The sequence below is a fragment of the Micromonospora sp. NPDC007220 genome (assembly GCF_040634035.1).
GTDB classification, from domain to species: Bacteria; Actinomycetota; Actinomycetes; order Mycobacteriales; family Micromonosporaceae; genus Micromonospora; species Micromonospora reichwaldensis.
The window spans coordinates 41,114-56,617 of record NZ_JBEYEU010000002.1; the positions used below are offsets into that span (position 1 = coordinate 41,114).

Consider the following 15,504-nt stretch of genomic DNA (forward strand, 5'->3'; position numbering starts at 1 on the left):
CGGCGGCGCGGGAACCCATCGACTGGTGACCTCCGATCGATGGGGTCCACTCCATCCCTCGTGGGTCGCGGCTGGCCGGGCACGGCACCCCGGCGGGCCGACCGCATCCCCCGCTACGGCATCCGGCGCGACGGCGCGCGCCCGCCCTGGCAGTCACTCGTCAGGAAGGGACGGCACACCCATGTCCACCCAGGACGCCCCCATCCCACGGCTCCGACGACGGTTCTCCGCCGCCTCGGCGCTGCTGCTGGTCGCCACCGCCGGCACGGTCGCCCTCGGCGCCGGCCCGGCCACGCTGGGCGGCCCCGGCCCGGCCCAGGCCCACCCCATCGTCGGCACCGACTTCCAGCAGGTCACCCTCGCCAAGGGCGTCGCCGAGGTGGGCGAGCCCATGACGATCGCGGTGCTGCCGGACCGGTCGGTCCTGCACACCGCCCGCAACGGCACCGTCCGGCGTACGGACTCCGCCGGTACCACCTCCGTGATCGGCACGCTGCCGGTCTACACCCACGACGAGGAGGGGTTGCAGGGCGTCGGGGCCGACCCGAACTTTGCCAGCAACCGGCACATCTACCTCTACTACGCCCCGCCGCTGTCCACCCCGGCCGGCGACGCGCCGGCGACCGGCACCGACTTCTCGGCCTGGCAGGGCGTCAACCGCCTCTCCCGGTTCACCCTCAACGCCGACTTCACGATCAACACCGGCAGCAAGGTCGACATCCTCGACGTGCCCGCCGACCGGGGCATGTGCTGCCACGTCGGTGGCGACATCGACTTCGACGCCGCCGGCAACCTCTACCTCTCCACCGGCGACGACACCAACCCGTTCGACTCGGCCGGGTACGCGCCCATCGACGAGCGCACCAACCGCAACCCCGCGTACGACGCGCAGCGCAGCGCGGCCAACACCAACGACCTGCGCGGCAAGATCCTGCGGATCAAGGTGAACGCCAACGGCACGTACTCGATCCCGGCGGGCAACATGTTCGTCGACTCGGACGCGCGGACCCGCCCCGAGATCTACGCCATGGGCTTCCGCAACCCGTTCCGGATGAGCGTGGACCGGGCCACCGGCATCGTCTACGTGGGCGACTACGGCCCGGACGCCGGCACCACCAGCGCCCGGGGGCCGAGCGGCCAGGTGGAGTTCAACCGGGTCACCGGGCCCGGCAACTACGGCTGGCCGTACTGCACCGGCACCAACACCGCCACCGAGACGTACGCCGAGTGGGACTTCGCCGCCGGGACCGCCGGGGCGAAGTACAACTGCTCCGGCGGGCCGACCAACAACTCCTTCCGCAACACCGGCCTGCCCACCCTGCCCGGCGCGAAGCCGGCCTGGATCCGGTACGCCGGCGACGCCGGCACCCCGCCCGAGTTCGGCGGCGGCTCCGAGTCGCCGATGGGCGGCCCCGTCTACCGCTACGACGCCGCGCTGAACTCCACCACCAAGTTCCCGCAGTCCTTCGACGGGCAGTTCTTCGCCGGCGAACTCGGCCGGGGCTGGGTCAAGCCGATCCACCTCAACGCCGACGGCAGCCCGGGCGGCATCGACACGTTCCCGTGGAACGGCAAGCAGATCATGGACATGGCGTTCGGGCCCGAGGGCGCGCTCTACATCCTCGACTACGGCACCGGGTACTTCAACGGCGACGCCAACTCGGCGCTCTACCGCTACGACTACATTGCCGGCGGCAACCGGGCGCCGACCGCCGTCGCCGCGGCCGACAAGACCTCCGGAGCGGCCCCGCTGACCGTGAACTTCTCCTCGGCCGGGTCCAGCGACCCGGAGGGCGGGGCGCTCACCTACTCCTGGGCGTTCGGCGACGGCACCAGCTCGACGGCGGCCAACCCCAGCAAGACGTACACCGCCAACGGCACCTACCAGGTCACCCTGACCGTACGCGACCCCCAGGGCGCCACCGGCACGGCGAACGTGCAGATCGGCGTCGGCAACACCGCGCCCACGGTCACCATCAACAGCCCGGCCAACGGCAAGCTGTTCAGCTACGGCGACACCGTGCCGTTCAGCATCACGGTGACCGACCCCGAGGACGCCGCCATCGACTGCACCAAGGTCAAGATGACGTACGTGCTGGGCCACGACAACCACGGCCACCAGATCACCTCGAAGAACGGCTGCTCCGGCTCGATCACCATCCCCGTCGACGGTGAACACGACGACGCGGCGAACATCTTCGCCGTCTTCGACGCCGAGTACACCGACGCGGGCGGGCTGACCACGCACAAGCAGCACACCCTCCAGCCGCGCAAGCGCCAGGCGGAGCACTTCAAGACCTCCTCCGGCGTCGGCACCTTCGACAAGGGCACCGCCGAGGGCGGCAGGACCGTCGGCGACATCAACAACGGCGACTGGATCGCGTTCGAGCCGTACCGGATCGACAACGCGACCTCGTTCAGCGCCCGGGTCTCCTCGGCCGGCGCCGGCGGCACCCTCCAGGTGCGGCTCGGCTCGCCGACGGGCACCGTGCTCGGCTCCGCGACCGTGCCGGTCACCGGCGCCTGGGACGCGTTCACCACGGTCAGCGGCAGCATCTCCGGGGCGCCGGCCAGCACCGGCACGCTCTACCTCACGTTCGCCGGCACGGGCACCGGCGCGCTCTACGACGTGGACACGTTCGCCTTCACCACCGGCTCGGCGGGGGCCCGCACCGGCCCGGTCGTCGGGCTCGGCGGCAAGTGCCTGGACGTACGCAACGCGGCCACCGCCGACGGCACCCAGATCCAGATCTACGGCTGCAACGGCAGCGCCGCGCAGACGTGGACGGTGACGCCGAACTCGACGGTGAAGGCGCTGGGCAAGTGCCTGGACATCTCCGGCGGCGGGTCCGCCGACGGCACGAAGATCCAGCTGTACGGCTGCAACGGCACCGGCGCCCAGAACTGGTCGGCCCAGGCGGACGGCACCCTGAAGAACCCGCAGACCGGCAAGTGCCTGGACGTCTCGGGCAACACCCCGACCGACGGCCAGGCCGTGCACCTGTGGACCTGCCACACCGGCGCCAACCAGAAGTGGACCCTGCCCTGACCTGAGGCGGGGAGGGGCACGACGCCCCTCCCCGCCCCGGCAGGCCCTTGACAGCCCCGGCATTGGAGAGCGACATGCGCAGACTCCTCCGACCCCTCCTCGGCGCGGCCACCGCCGTCCTCGCCGTCCTCGCCTGCACCACCCCGGCCACGCCGGCCAGCGCCGCCGACGCCCCGTACGACGTGCTGGTCTTCTCCAAGACGGCCGGCTTCCGGCACGACTCCATCGCGGTCGGCACCCAGGCGATCCGCGACCTCGGCGCGGCCAACAACTTCACTGTCACCGCCACCGAGGACGCCGCCCAGTTCACGACCGCCAACCTGTCCCGCTTCGAGGCGGTGGTCTTCCTCAACACCACCGGCGACGTGCTCGACGGCACGCAGCAGAGCGCCTTCGAGTCCTACATCGGCGCCGGCGGCGGGTACGTCGGCGTGCACGCCGCCGCCGACACCGAGTACGGCTGGTCCTTCTACGGCAACCTCGTCGGGGCGTACTTCGCCTCGCACCCGGCCATCCAGCAGGCCAACGTGAAGGCGGAGAACCGGGCGCACCCGGCGACCGCGCACCTGCCGCAGACCTGGCCCCGCACCGACGAGTGGTACAACTACCAGACCAACGCCCGGTCCACGGCCCGGGTGCTGGCCACCCTCGACGAGTCCTCCTACTCGGGCGGCTCGATGGGCGCCGACCACCCGCACTCCTGGTGCAAGACCTACAGCGGCGGCCGGTCCTTCTACACGGGCGGCGGGCACACCCAGGCGTCGTACGCCGAGCCGGCCTTCCGTGCCCACCTGCTCGGCGGCATCCGGTACGCGGCCGGCCGGGCCAAGGCCGACTGCCGGCCCGAGACCGGCTACACGCCGCTCTACAACGGCTCCACCACCGGCTGGTCCCAGGCCGGGCCGGGCAGCTTCAGCAACGCCGACGCCACCCTCACCTCGGTCGGCGGGATGGGCCTGTACTGGTACAGCGCGAAGCAGTTCACCAACTACTCGCTGAAGCTGGACTGGCGGCTCGCCGGCGACGACAACTCCGGCGTCTTCATCGGCTTTCCGCCGTCGAGCGACCCCTGGTCGGCCGTGAACAACGGCTACGAGGTGCAGATCGACGCCACGGACGCGGCCGACCGCACGACCGGCGCCGTCTACACCTTCAAGTCCGCCGACATCGCCGCCCGGGACGCGGCGCTGAACCCGCCGGGGGAGTGGAACACCTACGAGCTGCTCGTCGAGGGCGAGCGCCTCCAGGTCTTCCTGAACGGCGTGAAGATCAACGACTTCACCAACACCGACCCGGTCCGCTCGCTCGCCGGCCACATCGGGCTCCAGAACCACGGCACCGGCGACGACGCCTCGTTCCGCAACATCCGGATCAAGGAACTCGGCGTCAACCCGCCGGTCGGGAACACCGTCCAGGCCGAGGCGTTCAGCTCCGCCTCCGGGGTCTCGCCGTTCACCAAGGCCGGCGCGAACGGCGGGCAGACCCTCGGCCACATCGACCCCGGGGACTGGGCCGCGTACGCCGGGCTCGACCTGACCGGCACGACGTCGCTGCGGGCGCGGGTCGTCTCCGGCGGGCCGGGCGGCACCATCCAGGTGCGTACGGGCTCCGCGACCGGCACCGTCCTCGGCTCGGTGGCGGTGCCGAACACCGGCGGCTGGAACACCTTCGCCGACGTCACGGCCGCCCTCTCCGGTGTGCCGTCCGGCACCGGCACGCTCTACCTGACCTTCACCGGCTCGGGCACGGGGCTCTTCGACGTGGACGACTTCACCCTGGTCAAGGGGAGCGGCGGCACCGGCACCGGCCCGATCCGTGGCCTGGGCGGCAAGTGCCTGGACGTGCGCAACGGCGCCACGGCCGACGGCACCCAGATCCAGATCCACGGCTGCAACGGGTCCGCCGCGCAGACGTGGACGGTGACGCCGAACTCGACGGTGAAGGCGCTGGGCAAGTGCCTGGACGTCTCCGGCGGCGCGTCGGCCGACGGTACGAAGATCCAGTTGTGGACGTGCAACGGCACGGGGGCGCAGAACTGGTCGGCCCAGGCGGACGGCACCCTGAAGAACCCGCAGACCGGCAAGTGCCTGGACGTTTCGGGCAACAACCCGGCGGACGGTCAGGCCGTGCACCTGTGGACCTGTCACACCAACGCCAATCAGAAGTGGACCCTGCCGCCCGTCGGCACCCGCATCCGCTGACGAGCGGAGGATCCACACGCGGAACGCTGTCGAGCTGATGTCGTAGACGATTCATCGCCGTCCGGTGCACAGCGCGGCCCGGACGTCACCCCACCTGATGTCACAGACGACTCAGCTCGACAGCGTCCCTACGACTCCTTCGCCCGCGGACCGCCGGCGGCCACCACCGCCCCACGGAGCCATGGATCACCCGTTCAAGGCTGCGTGACGAGGCACTAGAGTGGGGGGCGGCGACCGTGGCGGTTGCCGGTGACCGGCGGGAGGCGCAACCCGGCGGGTCCAGGTGCGCACGCGTACCCACCGGTGTCCCGCCGTGGCCCGCCGCGCACCGGCCCTGCCCGGTCACCCTCGCCCCGGTCACATACCCACGGAATCCCCCATCACCACAGGGGAGAAGCACCATGGCGCGACCCATCACGCTCTTCACCGGCCAGTGGGCCGATCTTCCGTTCGACGAGGTCTGCCGCCTCGCCTCCGAGTGGGGCTACGACGGGCTGGAGATCGCCTGCTGGGGCGACCACTTCGAGGTCGACAGGGCACTCGCGGACGACTCGTACGTCGAGCGGAAGCGCGAGATCCTGGCGAAGCACAACCTGAAGGTCTTCGCGATCTCCAACCACCTGGTCGGCCAGGCCGTCTGCGACCACCCGATCGACGAGCGGCACCAGGGCATCCTGCCCGCCCGGATCTGGGGCGACGGCGAGCCCGAGGGCGTACGCCGCCGTGCCGCCGAGGAGATCAAGGACACCGCGCGGGCGGCGGCGAAGCTCGGGGTGGACACCGTCGTCGGCTTCACCGGCTCGTCGATCTGGCACACGCTGGCGATGTTCCCGCCGGTGCCGCCGTCGATGATCGAGCGCGGCTACCAGGACTTCGCCGACCGGTGGAACCCGATCCTGGACGTCTTCGACGAGGTGGGCGTGCGCTTCGCCCACGAGGTGCACCCGAGCGAGATCGCGTACGACTACTGGACGACGAAGCGGGCGCTGGAGGCGGTCGGGCACCGGCCCGCGTTCGGGCTGAACTGGGACCCGTCGCACTTCGTCTGGCAGGAGCTGGACCCGGTGAACTTCATCTTCGACTTCGCCGACCGGATCTACCACGTCGACTGCAAGGACGCGAAGGTGCGCACCGGGGACGGGCGGCGGGGCCGGCTCGCCTCGCACCTGCCGTGGGCGGACATGCGGCGCGGCTGGGACTTCGTCTCCACCGGCCACGGCGACGTGCCCTGGGAGGACTGCTTCCGGGCCCTGAACGCGATCGGCTACGCCGGCCCGATCTCGATCGAGTGGGAGGACGCCGGGATGGACCGCCTCGTCGGCGCCCCGGAGGCGTTGCAGTTCGTCCGCCGGCTCGCCTTCGACGCCCCGGCCGCGGCCTTCGACGCCGCGTTCACCAGCAAGGACTGACCGCCCCGGGGTAGCACCCGGGCGGGCCGAAGTCGGGGCCCGCACACGAACGGGCCGGTCGCCCGGAGGCGACCGGCCCGCGCGAAGGTGCGATCAGAGGGTGCTGCCGTTGGTGCCCGAGCTGGACGGCTTGCTACGGGGCGTGGCGGTGGTCGACGTCGACCCGGAGGCCGAGGCCGTGCTCGACGACCCGGTGGAGCTCTTCGCGCCGACCGTGGCCGGCGTGCCGGCGAACGCGTCGTCGGCGGCGGTCAGCTCCTGCTTGTGGCCGTTGCTGTTGAGCTTCTCGCCCAGCTTCGACTGGCCGAGCTTGTCCTTGCCCTCGCTGTAGAGGCGGGTCGCCTGGGCCTGCGCGACACCGGCCGCCTCCTGGACGGTCGGGTGGTCGAGCACCTTGCGGCCCCGGATCACCAGCTCCTCGTACTTCTCCCGACCGGCACGGGCGCCCAGGACGAATCCCGCAGCCAGCCCGCCAAGGAACATCATCTTTCCGCGCATGGCGGCTCCTTCCGTACCTGACGCGCCGTCGACCGACGGTTACCCCGCCGGAGGCGACCAAATCGCGCCTGCCTTCTCTGTCTGCAGCTAACTACCCATCCTGCTCTCCGCTCATACCTCCTTGTGCCGGGATGACGATTTGTCCGGGTTTATTGTCGTGTGCGCGGGCGCCGATCGAAGCGGTAACCCCCTGGACCAACACCCCCCGGAATCCTGTACTCTTGTGCCGTCGCACGGCGCAGCGAGATCGGCACCGGACGACACAGCGGTCCCCCGTAGCTCAATTGGCAGAGCAGCCGGCTGTTAACCGGCAGGTTTTTGGTTCGAGTCCAAACGGGGGAGCTTCCACACCAGACGCCCGTCGGCCACGCCGGCGGGCGTTCGCCGTTCCCGCCCCGTGTCTGCCGGTCGTCGCGCGCCTGCCGGCCGTCGCCCGGATCCGTCGTGGCGAAGATCGTGCCCGCCAGGTGCGGGACGACCTGTTTCGCCCACCCCCGGGCCGCTCGCCCGGCAGGATGGTCGCTGTCGACCTGGACTCCCGCTGCGTCGATCGGTGCGTCGACTCGTGGGTAGGTGAGTGGCCGGGCCGGCTGTCCCGGACTGGCGGAGAGCGGGAGGTGCGCGATGCTCGCCGAGACCGATGTCGTCGTGGTCGGCGGCGGCCTGGCCGGGCTCGCCGCGGCCCGGCGGCTGCACCGCGCGGGTGTGCCGTGGCGGCTGCTGGAGGCCGGCGGCCGGCTCGGCGGCCGGGTCGCCACCGACGCCGTAGACGGCTACCTGCTGGACCGGGGCTTCCAGGTGCTCAACACCGCGTACCCCCGGATCGGCGCCCTGCTCGACGTCGACCGGCTGCGCCTCGGACACTTCACGTCCGGCGTGCTGGTGCGCAGGGGCGACCGGTTGGCCCGTCTGGTGAACCCGCTGCGCGAACCCACCGGCGCGCCCGGCACCGCGCTGGCCGGCGTGGGCTCCCTGCTCGACCGGCTACGGTTCGCCGCGCTCGCCACGGGCTGCGCCACCCTGCCGAAGGAACGGCTGCTCGCCGCCCCGGAGACCACCACCGAGGCCGCGCTGCGCCGCGCCGGCCTCTCCGACACGATCGTCGAGGAGCTGCTGCGGCCGTTCCTGTCCGGGGTCCTCATCGACCGCGAACTGGAGACCTCCAGCCACGTGCTCGCCATGGTGCTGCGCTCCTTCGCCCGGGGCCGGATCGGCCTGCCCGCCGAGGGGATGGCCGCGCTGCCCCGCGCCGTCGCCGACCCGCTCCCGGCGGAGCTGATCGACCTCGACACCCCGGTCGCCGAGGTCGCGCCCGGCCGGGTCCGCACCCAGGCCGGCGACCTCCGCTGCCGCGCCGTCGTGGTCGCCGTGGACCCGCCGGCGGCGGCCACGCTGCTGCCGGGTCTGCCGGCGGTACGCACGCACGCCTACACGACCTACTACCACAGCGCGCCGGAGCCGCCGCTGGACGAGCCGATCCTGCTCCTCGACGGCGACCGGCGCGAGATCGTCGCCAACACGGTGGTGGTCAGCAGGGCCGCGCCCACGTACGCGCCGGCAGGGCGGCACCTGGTCGCCACCTCGGTGGTCGGCCCGTCGGCCCCGCCCGAGCCGACGGTACGGGCGGAACTCACCCGGCTCTACGGCCGGTCCACGGCGGACTGGACCCACCTGACCACGGTGTCCATCCCCGACGCGCTGCCCGCCGCGCCCCCGCCGCAGGGGCGGCTGCGCAAGCCGGTGGCGCTGGGGGAGGGCCTGTTCGTGGCCGGGGACCACCGGGACAGCCCCTCCATCCAGGGTGCCCTCGCCAGCGGCTGGCGGGCCGCCGGGGCCGTCCTGTCGGAGCTGCGTACCGGCTGAACGGAGGGTCACGTCCCGTTGAAGATCACTTATGCTCCTCGCCATGCCCGCACCCCTTCCGCCGCCCAACCTCGACGCCGCGGCGGCGTACCCCCAGGTCGGTCAGGTGCGCGCGGCCCTCGCGGCGCGCGACTGGCCGACCCTGCGCGCGCTCGTCGACGGGCAGGACCCGCACGGCCGGACCTTCCTCGTCGGCGAGGCCGGCGAGGCCGAGGACATCGAGGAGTTCCTGCGTGAGGTGCTGGCGCAGCGGCCCGACGACGCGCTCGCCGGCGCCCTGCTGGGGTCGCACCTGATCCGCGCCGGCTGGCGGATCCGCTCGTCCTACCGGGCGCAGCACGTCAGCCGGGAGCAGTTCGCCCAGTTCCACGCCCACCTGCGGCGCGCCGAGCAGGTGCTGATCGACGTCACCGCCCGGCACCCGGACGACGCGGCGGCCTGGACGCAGCGGATCACCAACGCGCGCGGGCTGGAGCTCGGCCAGGCGGAGGCCCGCCGCCGCTACGACCAGCTCGCCAAGCACCACCCGCACCACCTGCCGGCCCAGGCCTCGCTGCTGCAACAGTTCTGTCCCAAGTGGAGTGGCACCTGGGAGCGGGCGCACGGCTTCGCCCGGGAGTGCGCCGACGCCGCCCCGCCCGGCGCCCCGAACGCGGTGCTGGTGGTCGAGGCCCACCTGGAGGAGGCGCTCGACCACGACGACCTCCGCGAGGCGAGCGCCCACCTGCGCGGCGCGCACGTGCAGCGCGAGATCCACCAGGCGGCGCAGCAGTCGGTCTGGCACCCCGAGTTCCGCAACGACTGGGGCTGGGTCTGGGTGCGCAGCGTCTTCGCGATGGCCTTCTGCCTGCTGGACGAGTACCAGGCGGCGGCACAGCAGTTCGCGGCCATGGGGCCGCTCGGCGACGAGGCGATGTTCGGCTACATCGACGGCGACGCGACCAAGCAGTTCCAGCGGTTCCGCGACAAGGCGTACGCGAAGGGTGGGCGGTCATGATCCAGGAACTGGACGTGGACGGGGTGCCCACGCTGCTCGCCCCCACCGGCGGGCCGATGCGCGCCGGGCTGACCTTCCGGGTCGGCACCGCCGACGAGACGCTCGCCCGCAGCGGCATCACCCACCTGCTGGAACACCTCGCGCTGGCCCCCCTCGGGCTGGCCGACTACCACGTCAACGGTGCCACCGCGCCGGTGTTCACCACGTTCCACATGCAGGGCTCCGCGCAGGACATCGCCACCTTCCTCACCTCGGTCTGCGCCAACCTGACCGAGCTGCCGACCGGTCGGCTCGACGTGGAGAAGGAGATCCTGCGCACCGAGTACAGCAGCCGGGGCACGGCCGCCGTCGACGACATCCCGCTGTGGCGCCACGGCGCCCGCGACTTCGGCATCACCAGCTACCCGGAGTGGGGGCTCTCCGCGCTCACCGCCGACGACCTGCGGCAGTGGGCGGCCCGCTGGTTCACCCGGGAGAACGCGGTGCTCTGGATCGCGGGGAAGGCCGTCCCCGCCGGGCTGCGCCTGACGCTGCCCCAGGGCGTACGGCAGCCGGTGCCGGCGGCGTCGTCGGCGCTGCCGCAGACCCCCGCGTACTTCGTCGGCGGCTCGCGGGCGGTGGTGCTGGACGCCGTCGTGCGGCGCCGGACCGCCGCGAGCGTCTTCGCCGGGGTGCTGGAGCGCGAGCTGTACCGGGCGCTGCGCCAGGACGCCGGGCTCTCCTACCAGACGACGGCGGGCTACGAGCCGCGCGGCGACGGCCACGCGACGCTGCGGGCGCTGGCCGACGCGCTGCCGGAGAAGCAGGACGCCGTGCTCGGCGGCTTCGTCGACACGCTCGCCAAGCTCCGGGTCGGCCGGATCGAACAGGCCGACCTCGACGCCGTCGTGGCGAAGCGGCAGGACTTCCTCGGCACCGCCGAGGTGGACGCGGCGCGGCTGCCGTCGTACGCCTTCAACGTGCTCACCGGGGAGCGCAACCTCACGGTCGACGAGCACCGTGCCGAGCTGAAGGACGTCAGCACGGACGACGTGCACGAGGTGGCCCGCGAGGTGCTGGCCGGGGCGCTGCTGATGGTCCCCGAGGGGCACCGGGCCGACTGGGCCGGCTTCGTCGCAGCGCCCACCCGCTCGGCCGACACGGTCGCCGGCACCCCCTACCGGGAGAAGGAAGGCGACGGCGAGCTGCACGTCGGCGTGGACGGGGTGAGCTGGCTCGGCCGCGGTGGCCCGCTCACCGTGCGGTACGCCGAATGCGCCCTCATGCTCGCCTGGCCCGACGGCGCCCGGCAGCTCATCGGCGACGACGCCATCTCGATGCGGATCGAACCGACCATGTTCGACCTGCACCCCGGGGCGATCCGGGTGATCGACTCCCAGGTGCCGGCCGACCGGCAGGTGGCCATGCCGGCCCGCGACCCGGACCGCATCCCGCAGCCGCAGGCCGCTGCCGGCACCGAACGGCGGGAGCCGGCCAAGCGCTCCTGGTGGGAGATCCCGCTGATGGTCGTCAGCGGCCTCGCCGCGCTGGCGATCGGCGGGGGGACCTTCCTGCTGACCCTCGGCATGTTCATCACCGAGACGGCCGAGAGCGACGAGGGCTGGCTGTGGGGCGTCATCGCGGTGGGATGGCTGCTCACTGTTATCCTCGCGTTGCCCATCGTGCTGCTACGCCGGCGACGCCGATGAGCGACGGCGCCGTTTCGTGCTGGCCGGTGATCCACCGGGCGGGATAAGATCCGGCGCGGTATTGGGGCGGTAGCTCAGCCGGTTAGAGCAGGGGACTCATAATCCCTCGGTCGCGGGTTCGAGTCCCGCCCGCCCCACCAGCCATTCTCCCAGGTCAGACATGCTGTCGATGACCCGGACGCACCGCGTCGAGGTCCGGACCGCACCCTCAGCCCGCACTGAGTCCGCAGCAGCACGACCCGCCGCCCGGTCGAGGCGGTCCGCCACCTGGTCCAGGTCGTCCTCGAAGAGGTCCGCGTACACATCCAGCGTTATGGCCGCCGAAGCGTGCCCGAGCATCCGCTGCACCGCCTTGACGTTGGCGCCCTCGGCCACCGCGAGACTGGCCGCCGTGTGTCGCAGCTCGTGGGGTGTCAGGCCCGTAAGTCCGACCGACTCCGCAGCCCGGTCGAAGACGCGGCGACGGAAGTTGTTGTTGCGCAACACCTCGCCCGCCGGGGAGGTGAACACCAGCTCGTCACCAGCCCGGCCGGCGATCTGCGCGGCGATCGGCTCGACCAGGAACCGGGGGAGCGGCACCGACCGCCGTTGGTGCGTCTTCGGCGTACCGAACACCGCCCGACCGTTGACCTCCGTCACCGACTCCGCGACCAACAGCCGGCGCTTCACCAGGTCCACCCGTCGCACCCGAAGCGCGGCTAGCCCGTGTTTCATATGTCCCGGAGGTACTGGTTGATGGCGGCGATGGTCAGGGTGGCTTCGTAGCGCACGGCTAGTTTGTCGTAGCGGGTGGCCATGGCGCGGTGTTGCTTGAGCTGGTTGATGCCGCACTCCACGGCGTGACGCTGGCGGTAGGTTTCAGGACTGAAGGCAGGTGGCCGGCCGCCGCGGGAGCCTTTGGCGAGGCGGTGGGCGTCTTGGTCGCTCTTGCTCGGGATGCAGGCTTTGATTCCTCGTCGGCGCAGGTAGGCGCGGTTGGCCCTGGACGTGTAGGCCCGGTCCGCGAGGACTTGCTGCGGGCGGGTCCGGGGCCGGCCGGGTCCGCAGCGGGTGATCCGGATGCGGTCGAGGACCGTGATGAATTGCGGGCTGTCACCGCGGTGTCCGGCCGTGACGACGGTGGCCAGGACCTTGCGGCCCTGTTCACAGGCAAGATGGGTCTTGGTGGTCCACCCGCCCCGCGATCGGCCCAGCGCGTGATCGGCGGGCTCGGCATGGATTCCGCCGGGTGGTTCTTTCTGCCGGTCGCCGTCACGACGGGCGCCAGCTGCGTGTTGATGGGCGCGGCTGATCGTGGAGTCGACGCTGACGCTCCAGTCGATGCGTCCGGCCGCATCGGCGGCGGCCTGCAGCCCAGCCAGGACACGAGCCCACGTGCCATCACGCTGCCAGCGGCGGAACCATCGATACAGCGTCTGCCACGGGGCGTAGTTCCCGGGCACGTCACGCCATGGCGCACCGGTGCGTACCCGCCACCGTATGCCGTCGATGATCTGTCGTCTGGTCCACTTGCACGGTCTTCCCCGCGACGATTCCGCAGGCAGCAGCGGGTGCAGGTGCTGCCACTAGATGTCGCTCAGGTCATGCCGCGCCGCCGCCGCTAGGCTGGCCACGAGGTCTCCGGTATTCAGGTTTGCTTGGTCGCTAACCCACTTACCGGAGACCTCTTCAGTTATCGATCACCGCCACGCCGTGACCCCACCCAGCCAACACCCACTTACGAGACGCGCCCTAGTTCGCCCCAGCGCAGCCCGGTGTAGGCCAGCACCCGGATGATCAGCCCGTGCGGCTATGCCGCTGCCGCCAGCTCGCCCACCTGGCCGTGCGTCAGGAACACCTTCTCGGAGCGTCCGACCCGTGGCAGCCGCACACCTGCCGCGACGTTACGGGTCAACCGACCATCCCGAACCGCCAGAGCCAGCAGCAGCGAGAACACCCGGTGAGCTTGCCGAACGGTGGACGGCGCAAGACCGGCCTGCGTCATGCGGCGCACCCACTCGCCAACGTCCGCGTGCGTGATTGCCGAGAGCGGGACGCGTTCCCACACCGGGAGCACCTGCCTCCGCAAGAGACTGGCGTACCGATGGCGAGTCGACGGCTTGAGCTGCACCTGATTGGCGAACCACCGGGCAGCCCAGTCGCCAACGGTGACCCGCCGGAGAGCCGGATCGACCCACTCACCGCGAGCGAGTGCCGTCTTCATTGACGCGTGCCACCGATCAGCGTCGACCTTGCGGTCAAAGTGCCGAGCGTGCTCCTTGCCGGCGCTCGTGGTGAGTAGGGTGCTGCTCCCGAACGCCGGGGCCATTCACGGGCCAGAAGCAGTACCAACAGCGGCCAGGAACGATCTTCCAAGCTGACGAGCTGCCTCTGCTGGCCGCTGGAAGTTAGTTCCCACCGCCACCTGCATCGCCGCCACCGCCCCCGTCCGGCGGAGGGTGAAGCAAATCAGGAGGCCCGTCGTCGGACCGGGAGTTTCGTAGCTTCAACAGAGCGATCACCATGAGTACCAGGAGGGGCAGCAGGATCGCGACAACAACAACAAGCCTCACCGTCTCGATCACTGACACCACGAAACGAGCCTAGATCGCCGGGAGTGGAGTCCCAGCGGCGCAGTCCGCATCTAGTCCGCAAGAGGGCGACGGACAGCGGGGGAGTGGTGAGAGATGTCGAGAGGCGTTTCCGCTGCTAGAAGGCCAACCGGGCAGGCCGCCGGGTCGCCCATCTTGATCTCATAATCCCTCGGTCGCGGGTTCGAGTCCCGCCCGCCCCACCGGTATCGCGGTAGCGCACCGTGCCGCTGACGTGGTGCATCGAGGACCGGTTGACGCCAATCCCCGGAGCGTTTGGGGGACACGTACCGGCGGTGCGTGGTATCGGGCACCACCCCGTGTCGAGTGGTCGTCAGGTAGGTTGCCCGCGTGGATCCCTGCCTGCGCCTGGCCCTGCTTGAGGCCGACTACCTCAACGACGCGGTCGCCGAGATTCGCGAACGTCCGGTCGAGGAGCTCAAGGCCCGCTATGCCGAGGTGCTCACGCTGGAGGTCTCGGCCGACGCCGATGGGGCCTGTTGGACCGATGAGGCGGATCTGTGGGACGCGCTGCCGGACGGTGCCGACGGCACGATCCGGTCGCTGGCGGGCATCGAGGGTTTCCCGGGGCTGCGCAACCTGTACCTGCGCGAGTCCGAGGTCGGTGATCTCGGACCGTTCACCGCGCTGCCCGAGCTGGAGCTGCTGTGGCTCGGTGTGCCGCCGGACGCGGACCTGGCCCCGCTGCTGGCGTGCCATCGACTCAAGCGGGTGCGCATCGGCTGTGCGGGCGTGCTGCACCCGGCGGGCCACGAAGTGCTCGCGGCGCTGGCTGGGCGCGGTGTCCAGGTGGACAACTTCCTGCCCGACCCGGTCGAGGCGGCGGCGCCGTTCGGTGATCCGATCCTGAAGCTGGCGGTGCTCGACAGGCTGCGGAACTCGGTTGAGCTGCCGCCGACGTACTTCTTCGACGAGTTCGCGTTCGACGAGGGCAACCTGGCCCGGCTGATGACGGTCGCGATACCCCAGGCGGAGCTTGACACCGTCGAGTCTCTCAGCTGGCTCGGGGGTGGGCACGCCACGGCGCACATGGTGTGGCAGCAGTGGGACGGCGAATCTGACGAGTTCCGCATCCGGTCGCTGGCGGGCGTGGAGGCGCTGCGCAACCTACGCGAGCTGAAGGTCACCCCGCTCGCCCTGCTGCCTGAGCACCAGATCGCACAGCTGCGGGCGCGTGGCATCACGGTCAGCGAGTGGGACTGAAGCAT

General features: G+C 71.4%; 11 protein-coding genes and 2 tRNA genes. 9 read left to right on the top strand and 4 right to left on the bottom strand.

Annotated features, from left to right (window positions below; genetic code table 11):
* The first annotated feature begins 181 nt into the window (after nucleotides 1-181).
* From ABZ573_RS06315 to ABZ573_RS06325, 3 genes are all read left to right on the top strand, one after another.
* Entirely contained in the window at nucleotides 182-3,049 is a 2,868-nt protein-coding gene (locus ABZ573_RS06315; RefSeq protein ID WP_358116229.1) for a PQQ-dependent sugar dehydrogenase, read from the top strand.
* Nucleotides 3,050-3,123: 74 nt separating this feature from the next.
* Complete coding sequence (locus tag ABZ573_RS06320; RefSeq protein WP_358116232.1) at nucleotides 3,124-5,250, top strand: ThuA domain-containing protein; 2,127 nt, start codon at nucleotides 3,124-3,126, stop codon at nucleotides 5,248-5,250.
* A gap of 401 nt (nucleotides 5,251-5,651) precedes the next feature.
* Entirely contained in the window at nucleotides 5,652-6,659 is a 1,008-nt protein-coding gene (locus ABZ573_RS06325) for a sugar phosphate isomerase/epimerase family protein (RefSeq protein WP_358116235.1), read from the top strand.
* Nucleotides 6,660-6,752: 93 nt separating this feature from the next.
* Here ABZ573_RS06325 and ABZ573_RS06330 read toward each other — a convergent pair whose 3' ends face one another.
* Entirely contained in the window at nucleotides 6,753-7,157 is a 405-nt protein-coding gene (locus ABZ573_RS06330; protein WP_151455396.1) for a hypothetical protein, read from the bottom strand.
* Between the two features lie 269 nt (nucleotides 7,158-7,426).
* Between ABZ573_RS06330 and ABZ573_RS06335 the strand changes: the two genes are divergently transcribed.
* The 5 genes from ABZ573_RS06335 (at nucleotide 7,427) to ABZ573_RS06355 (ending at nucleotide 11,845) form a co-directional block, all read left to right on the top strand.
* Nucleotides 7,427-7,499 (top strand) — tRNA-Asn (locus tag ABZ573_RS06335).
* A gap of 282 nt (nucleotides 7,500-7,781) precedes the next feature.
* Nucleotides 7,782-9,020: an NAD(P)/FAD-dependent oxidoreductase gene (locus ABZ573_RS06340; RefSeq protein WP_358116238.1), complete on the top strand. Its 1,239-nt coding sequence runs from the start codon at nucleotides 7,782-7,784 to the stop codon at nucleotides 9,018-9,020.
* Nucleotides 9,021-9,063: 43 nt separating this feature from the next.
* Nucleotides 9,064-10,017 (top strand): hypothetical protein, encoded by a 954-nt coding sequence (locus ABZ573_RS06345; RefSeq protein ID WP_358116241.1) that lies wholly within the window; start codon nucleotides 9,064-9,066, stop codon nucleotides 10,015-10,017.
* Nucleotides 10,014-11,705 (top strand): insulinase family protein, encoded by a 1,692-nt coding sequence (locus ABZ573_RS06350; RefSeq protein WP_358116244.1) that lies wholly within the window; start codon nucleotides 10,014-10,016, stop codon nucleotides 11,703-11,705. The genes ABZ573_RS06345 and ABZ573_RS06350 overlap by 4 nt, the downstream gene beginning before the upstream one ends.
* 63 nt (nucleotides 11,706-11,768) lie before the next feature.
* Nucleotides 11,769-11,845: transfer RNA gene (locus ABZ573_RS06355), tRNA-Ile, on the top strand.
* Here ABZ573_RS06355 and ABZ573_RS06360 read toward each other — a convergent pair.
* From ABZ573_RS06360 to ABZ573_RS06370, 3 genes are all read right to left on the bottom strand, one after another.
* Nucleotides 11,802-12,419 carry a site-specific integrase gene (locus tag ABZ573_RS06360; RefSeq protein WP_358116740.1) on the bottom strand — a complete coding sequence of 206 codons (618 nt, stop codon included), beginning with the start codon at nucleotides 12,417-12,419 and terminating at the stop codon, nucleotides 11,802-11,804. The two genes, ABZ573_RS06355 and ABZ573_RS06360, sit on opposite strands and share 44 nt — an antisense overlap.
* Nucleotides 12,416-13,261: an IS5 family transposase gene (locus tag ABZ573_RS06365; RefSeq protein WP_358116743.1), complete on the bottom strand. Its 846-nt coding sequence runs from the start codon at nucleotides 13,259-13,261 to the stop codon at nucleotides 12,416-12,418. Before ABZ573_RS06365 ends, ABZ573_RS06360 begins: the two co-directional genes overlap by 4 nt.
* Before the next feature lie 233 nt (nucleotides 13,262-13,494).
* Nucleotides 13,495-13,908 carry a hypothetical protein gene (locus tag ABZ573_RS06370; protein ID WP_358116247.1) on the bottom strand — a complete coding sequence of 138 codons (414 nt, stop codon included), beginning with the start codon at nucleotides 13,906-13,908 and terminating at the stop codon, nucleotides 13,495-13,497.
* Between the two features lie 718 nt (nucleotides 13,909-14,626).
* On the opposite strand from ABZ573_RS06370, the gene ABZ573_RS06375 reads away from it, so the two are divergent.
* Complete coding sequence (locus ABZ573_RS06375; RefSeq protein ID WP_358116250.1) at nucleotides 14,627-15,499, top strand: hypothetical protein; 873 nt, start codon at nucleotides 14,627-14,629, stop codon at nucleotides 15,497-15,499.
* Nucleotides 15,500-15,504 lie beyond the last annotated feature (5 nt).

What these genes read in the sequence shown, in the direction of transcription:
- ABZ573_RS06350 (WP_358116244.1), top strand. Translation starts at nt 10,014, where the DNA reads ATGATCCAGGAACTGGACGTGGACGGGGTGCCCACGCTGCTCGCCCCC.
- ABZ573_RS06330 (WP_151455396.1), bottom strand. Translation starts at nt 7,157, where the DNA reads ATGCGCGGAAAGATGATGTTCCTTGGCGGGCTGGCTGCGGGATTCGTC.
- ABZ573_RS06315 (WP_358116229.1), top strand. Translation starts at nt 182, where the DNA reads ATGTCCACCCAGGACGCCCCCATCCCACGGCTCCGACGACGGTTCTCC.
- ABZ573_RS06370 (WP_358116247.1), bottom strand. Translation starts at nt 13,908, where the DNA reads ATGAAGACGGCACTCGCTCGCGGTGAGTGGGTCGATCCGGCTCTCCGG.
- ABZ573_RS06360 (WP_358116740.1), bottom strand. Translation starts at nt 12,419, where the DNA reads ATGAAACACGGGCTAGCCGCGCTTCGGGTGCGACGGGTGGACCTGGTG.
- ABZ573_RS06325 (WP_358116235.1), top strand. Translation starts at nt 5,652, where the DNA reads ATGGCGCGACCCATCACGCTCTTCACCGGCCAGTGGGCCGATCTTCCG.
- ABZ573_RS06345 (WP_358116241.1), top strand. Translation starts at nt 9,064, where the DNA reads ATGCCCGCACCCCTTCCGCCGCCCAACCTCGACGCCGCGGCGGCGTAC.
- ABZ573_RS06340 (WP_358116238.1), top strand. Translation starts at nt 7,782, where the DNA reads ATGCTCGCCGAGACCGATGTCGTCGTGGTCGGCGGCGGCCTGGCCGGG.
- ABZ573_RS06320 (WP_358116232.1), top strand. Translation starts at nt 3,124, where the DNA reads ATGCGCAGACTCCTCCGACCCCTCCTCGGCGCGGCCACCGCCGTCCTC.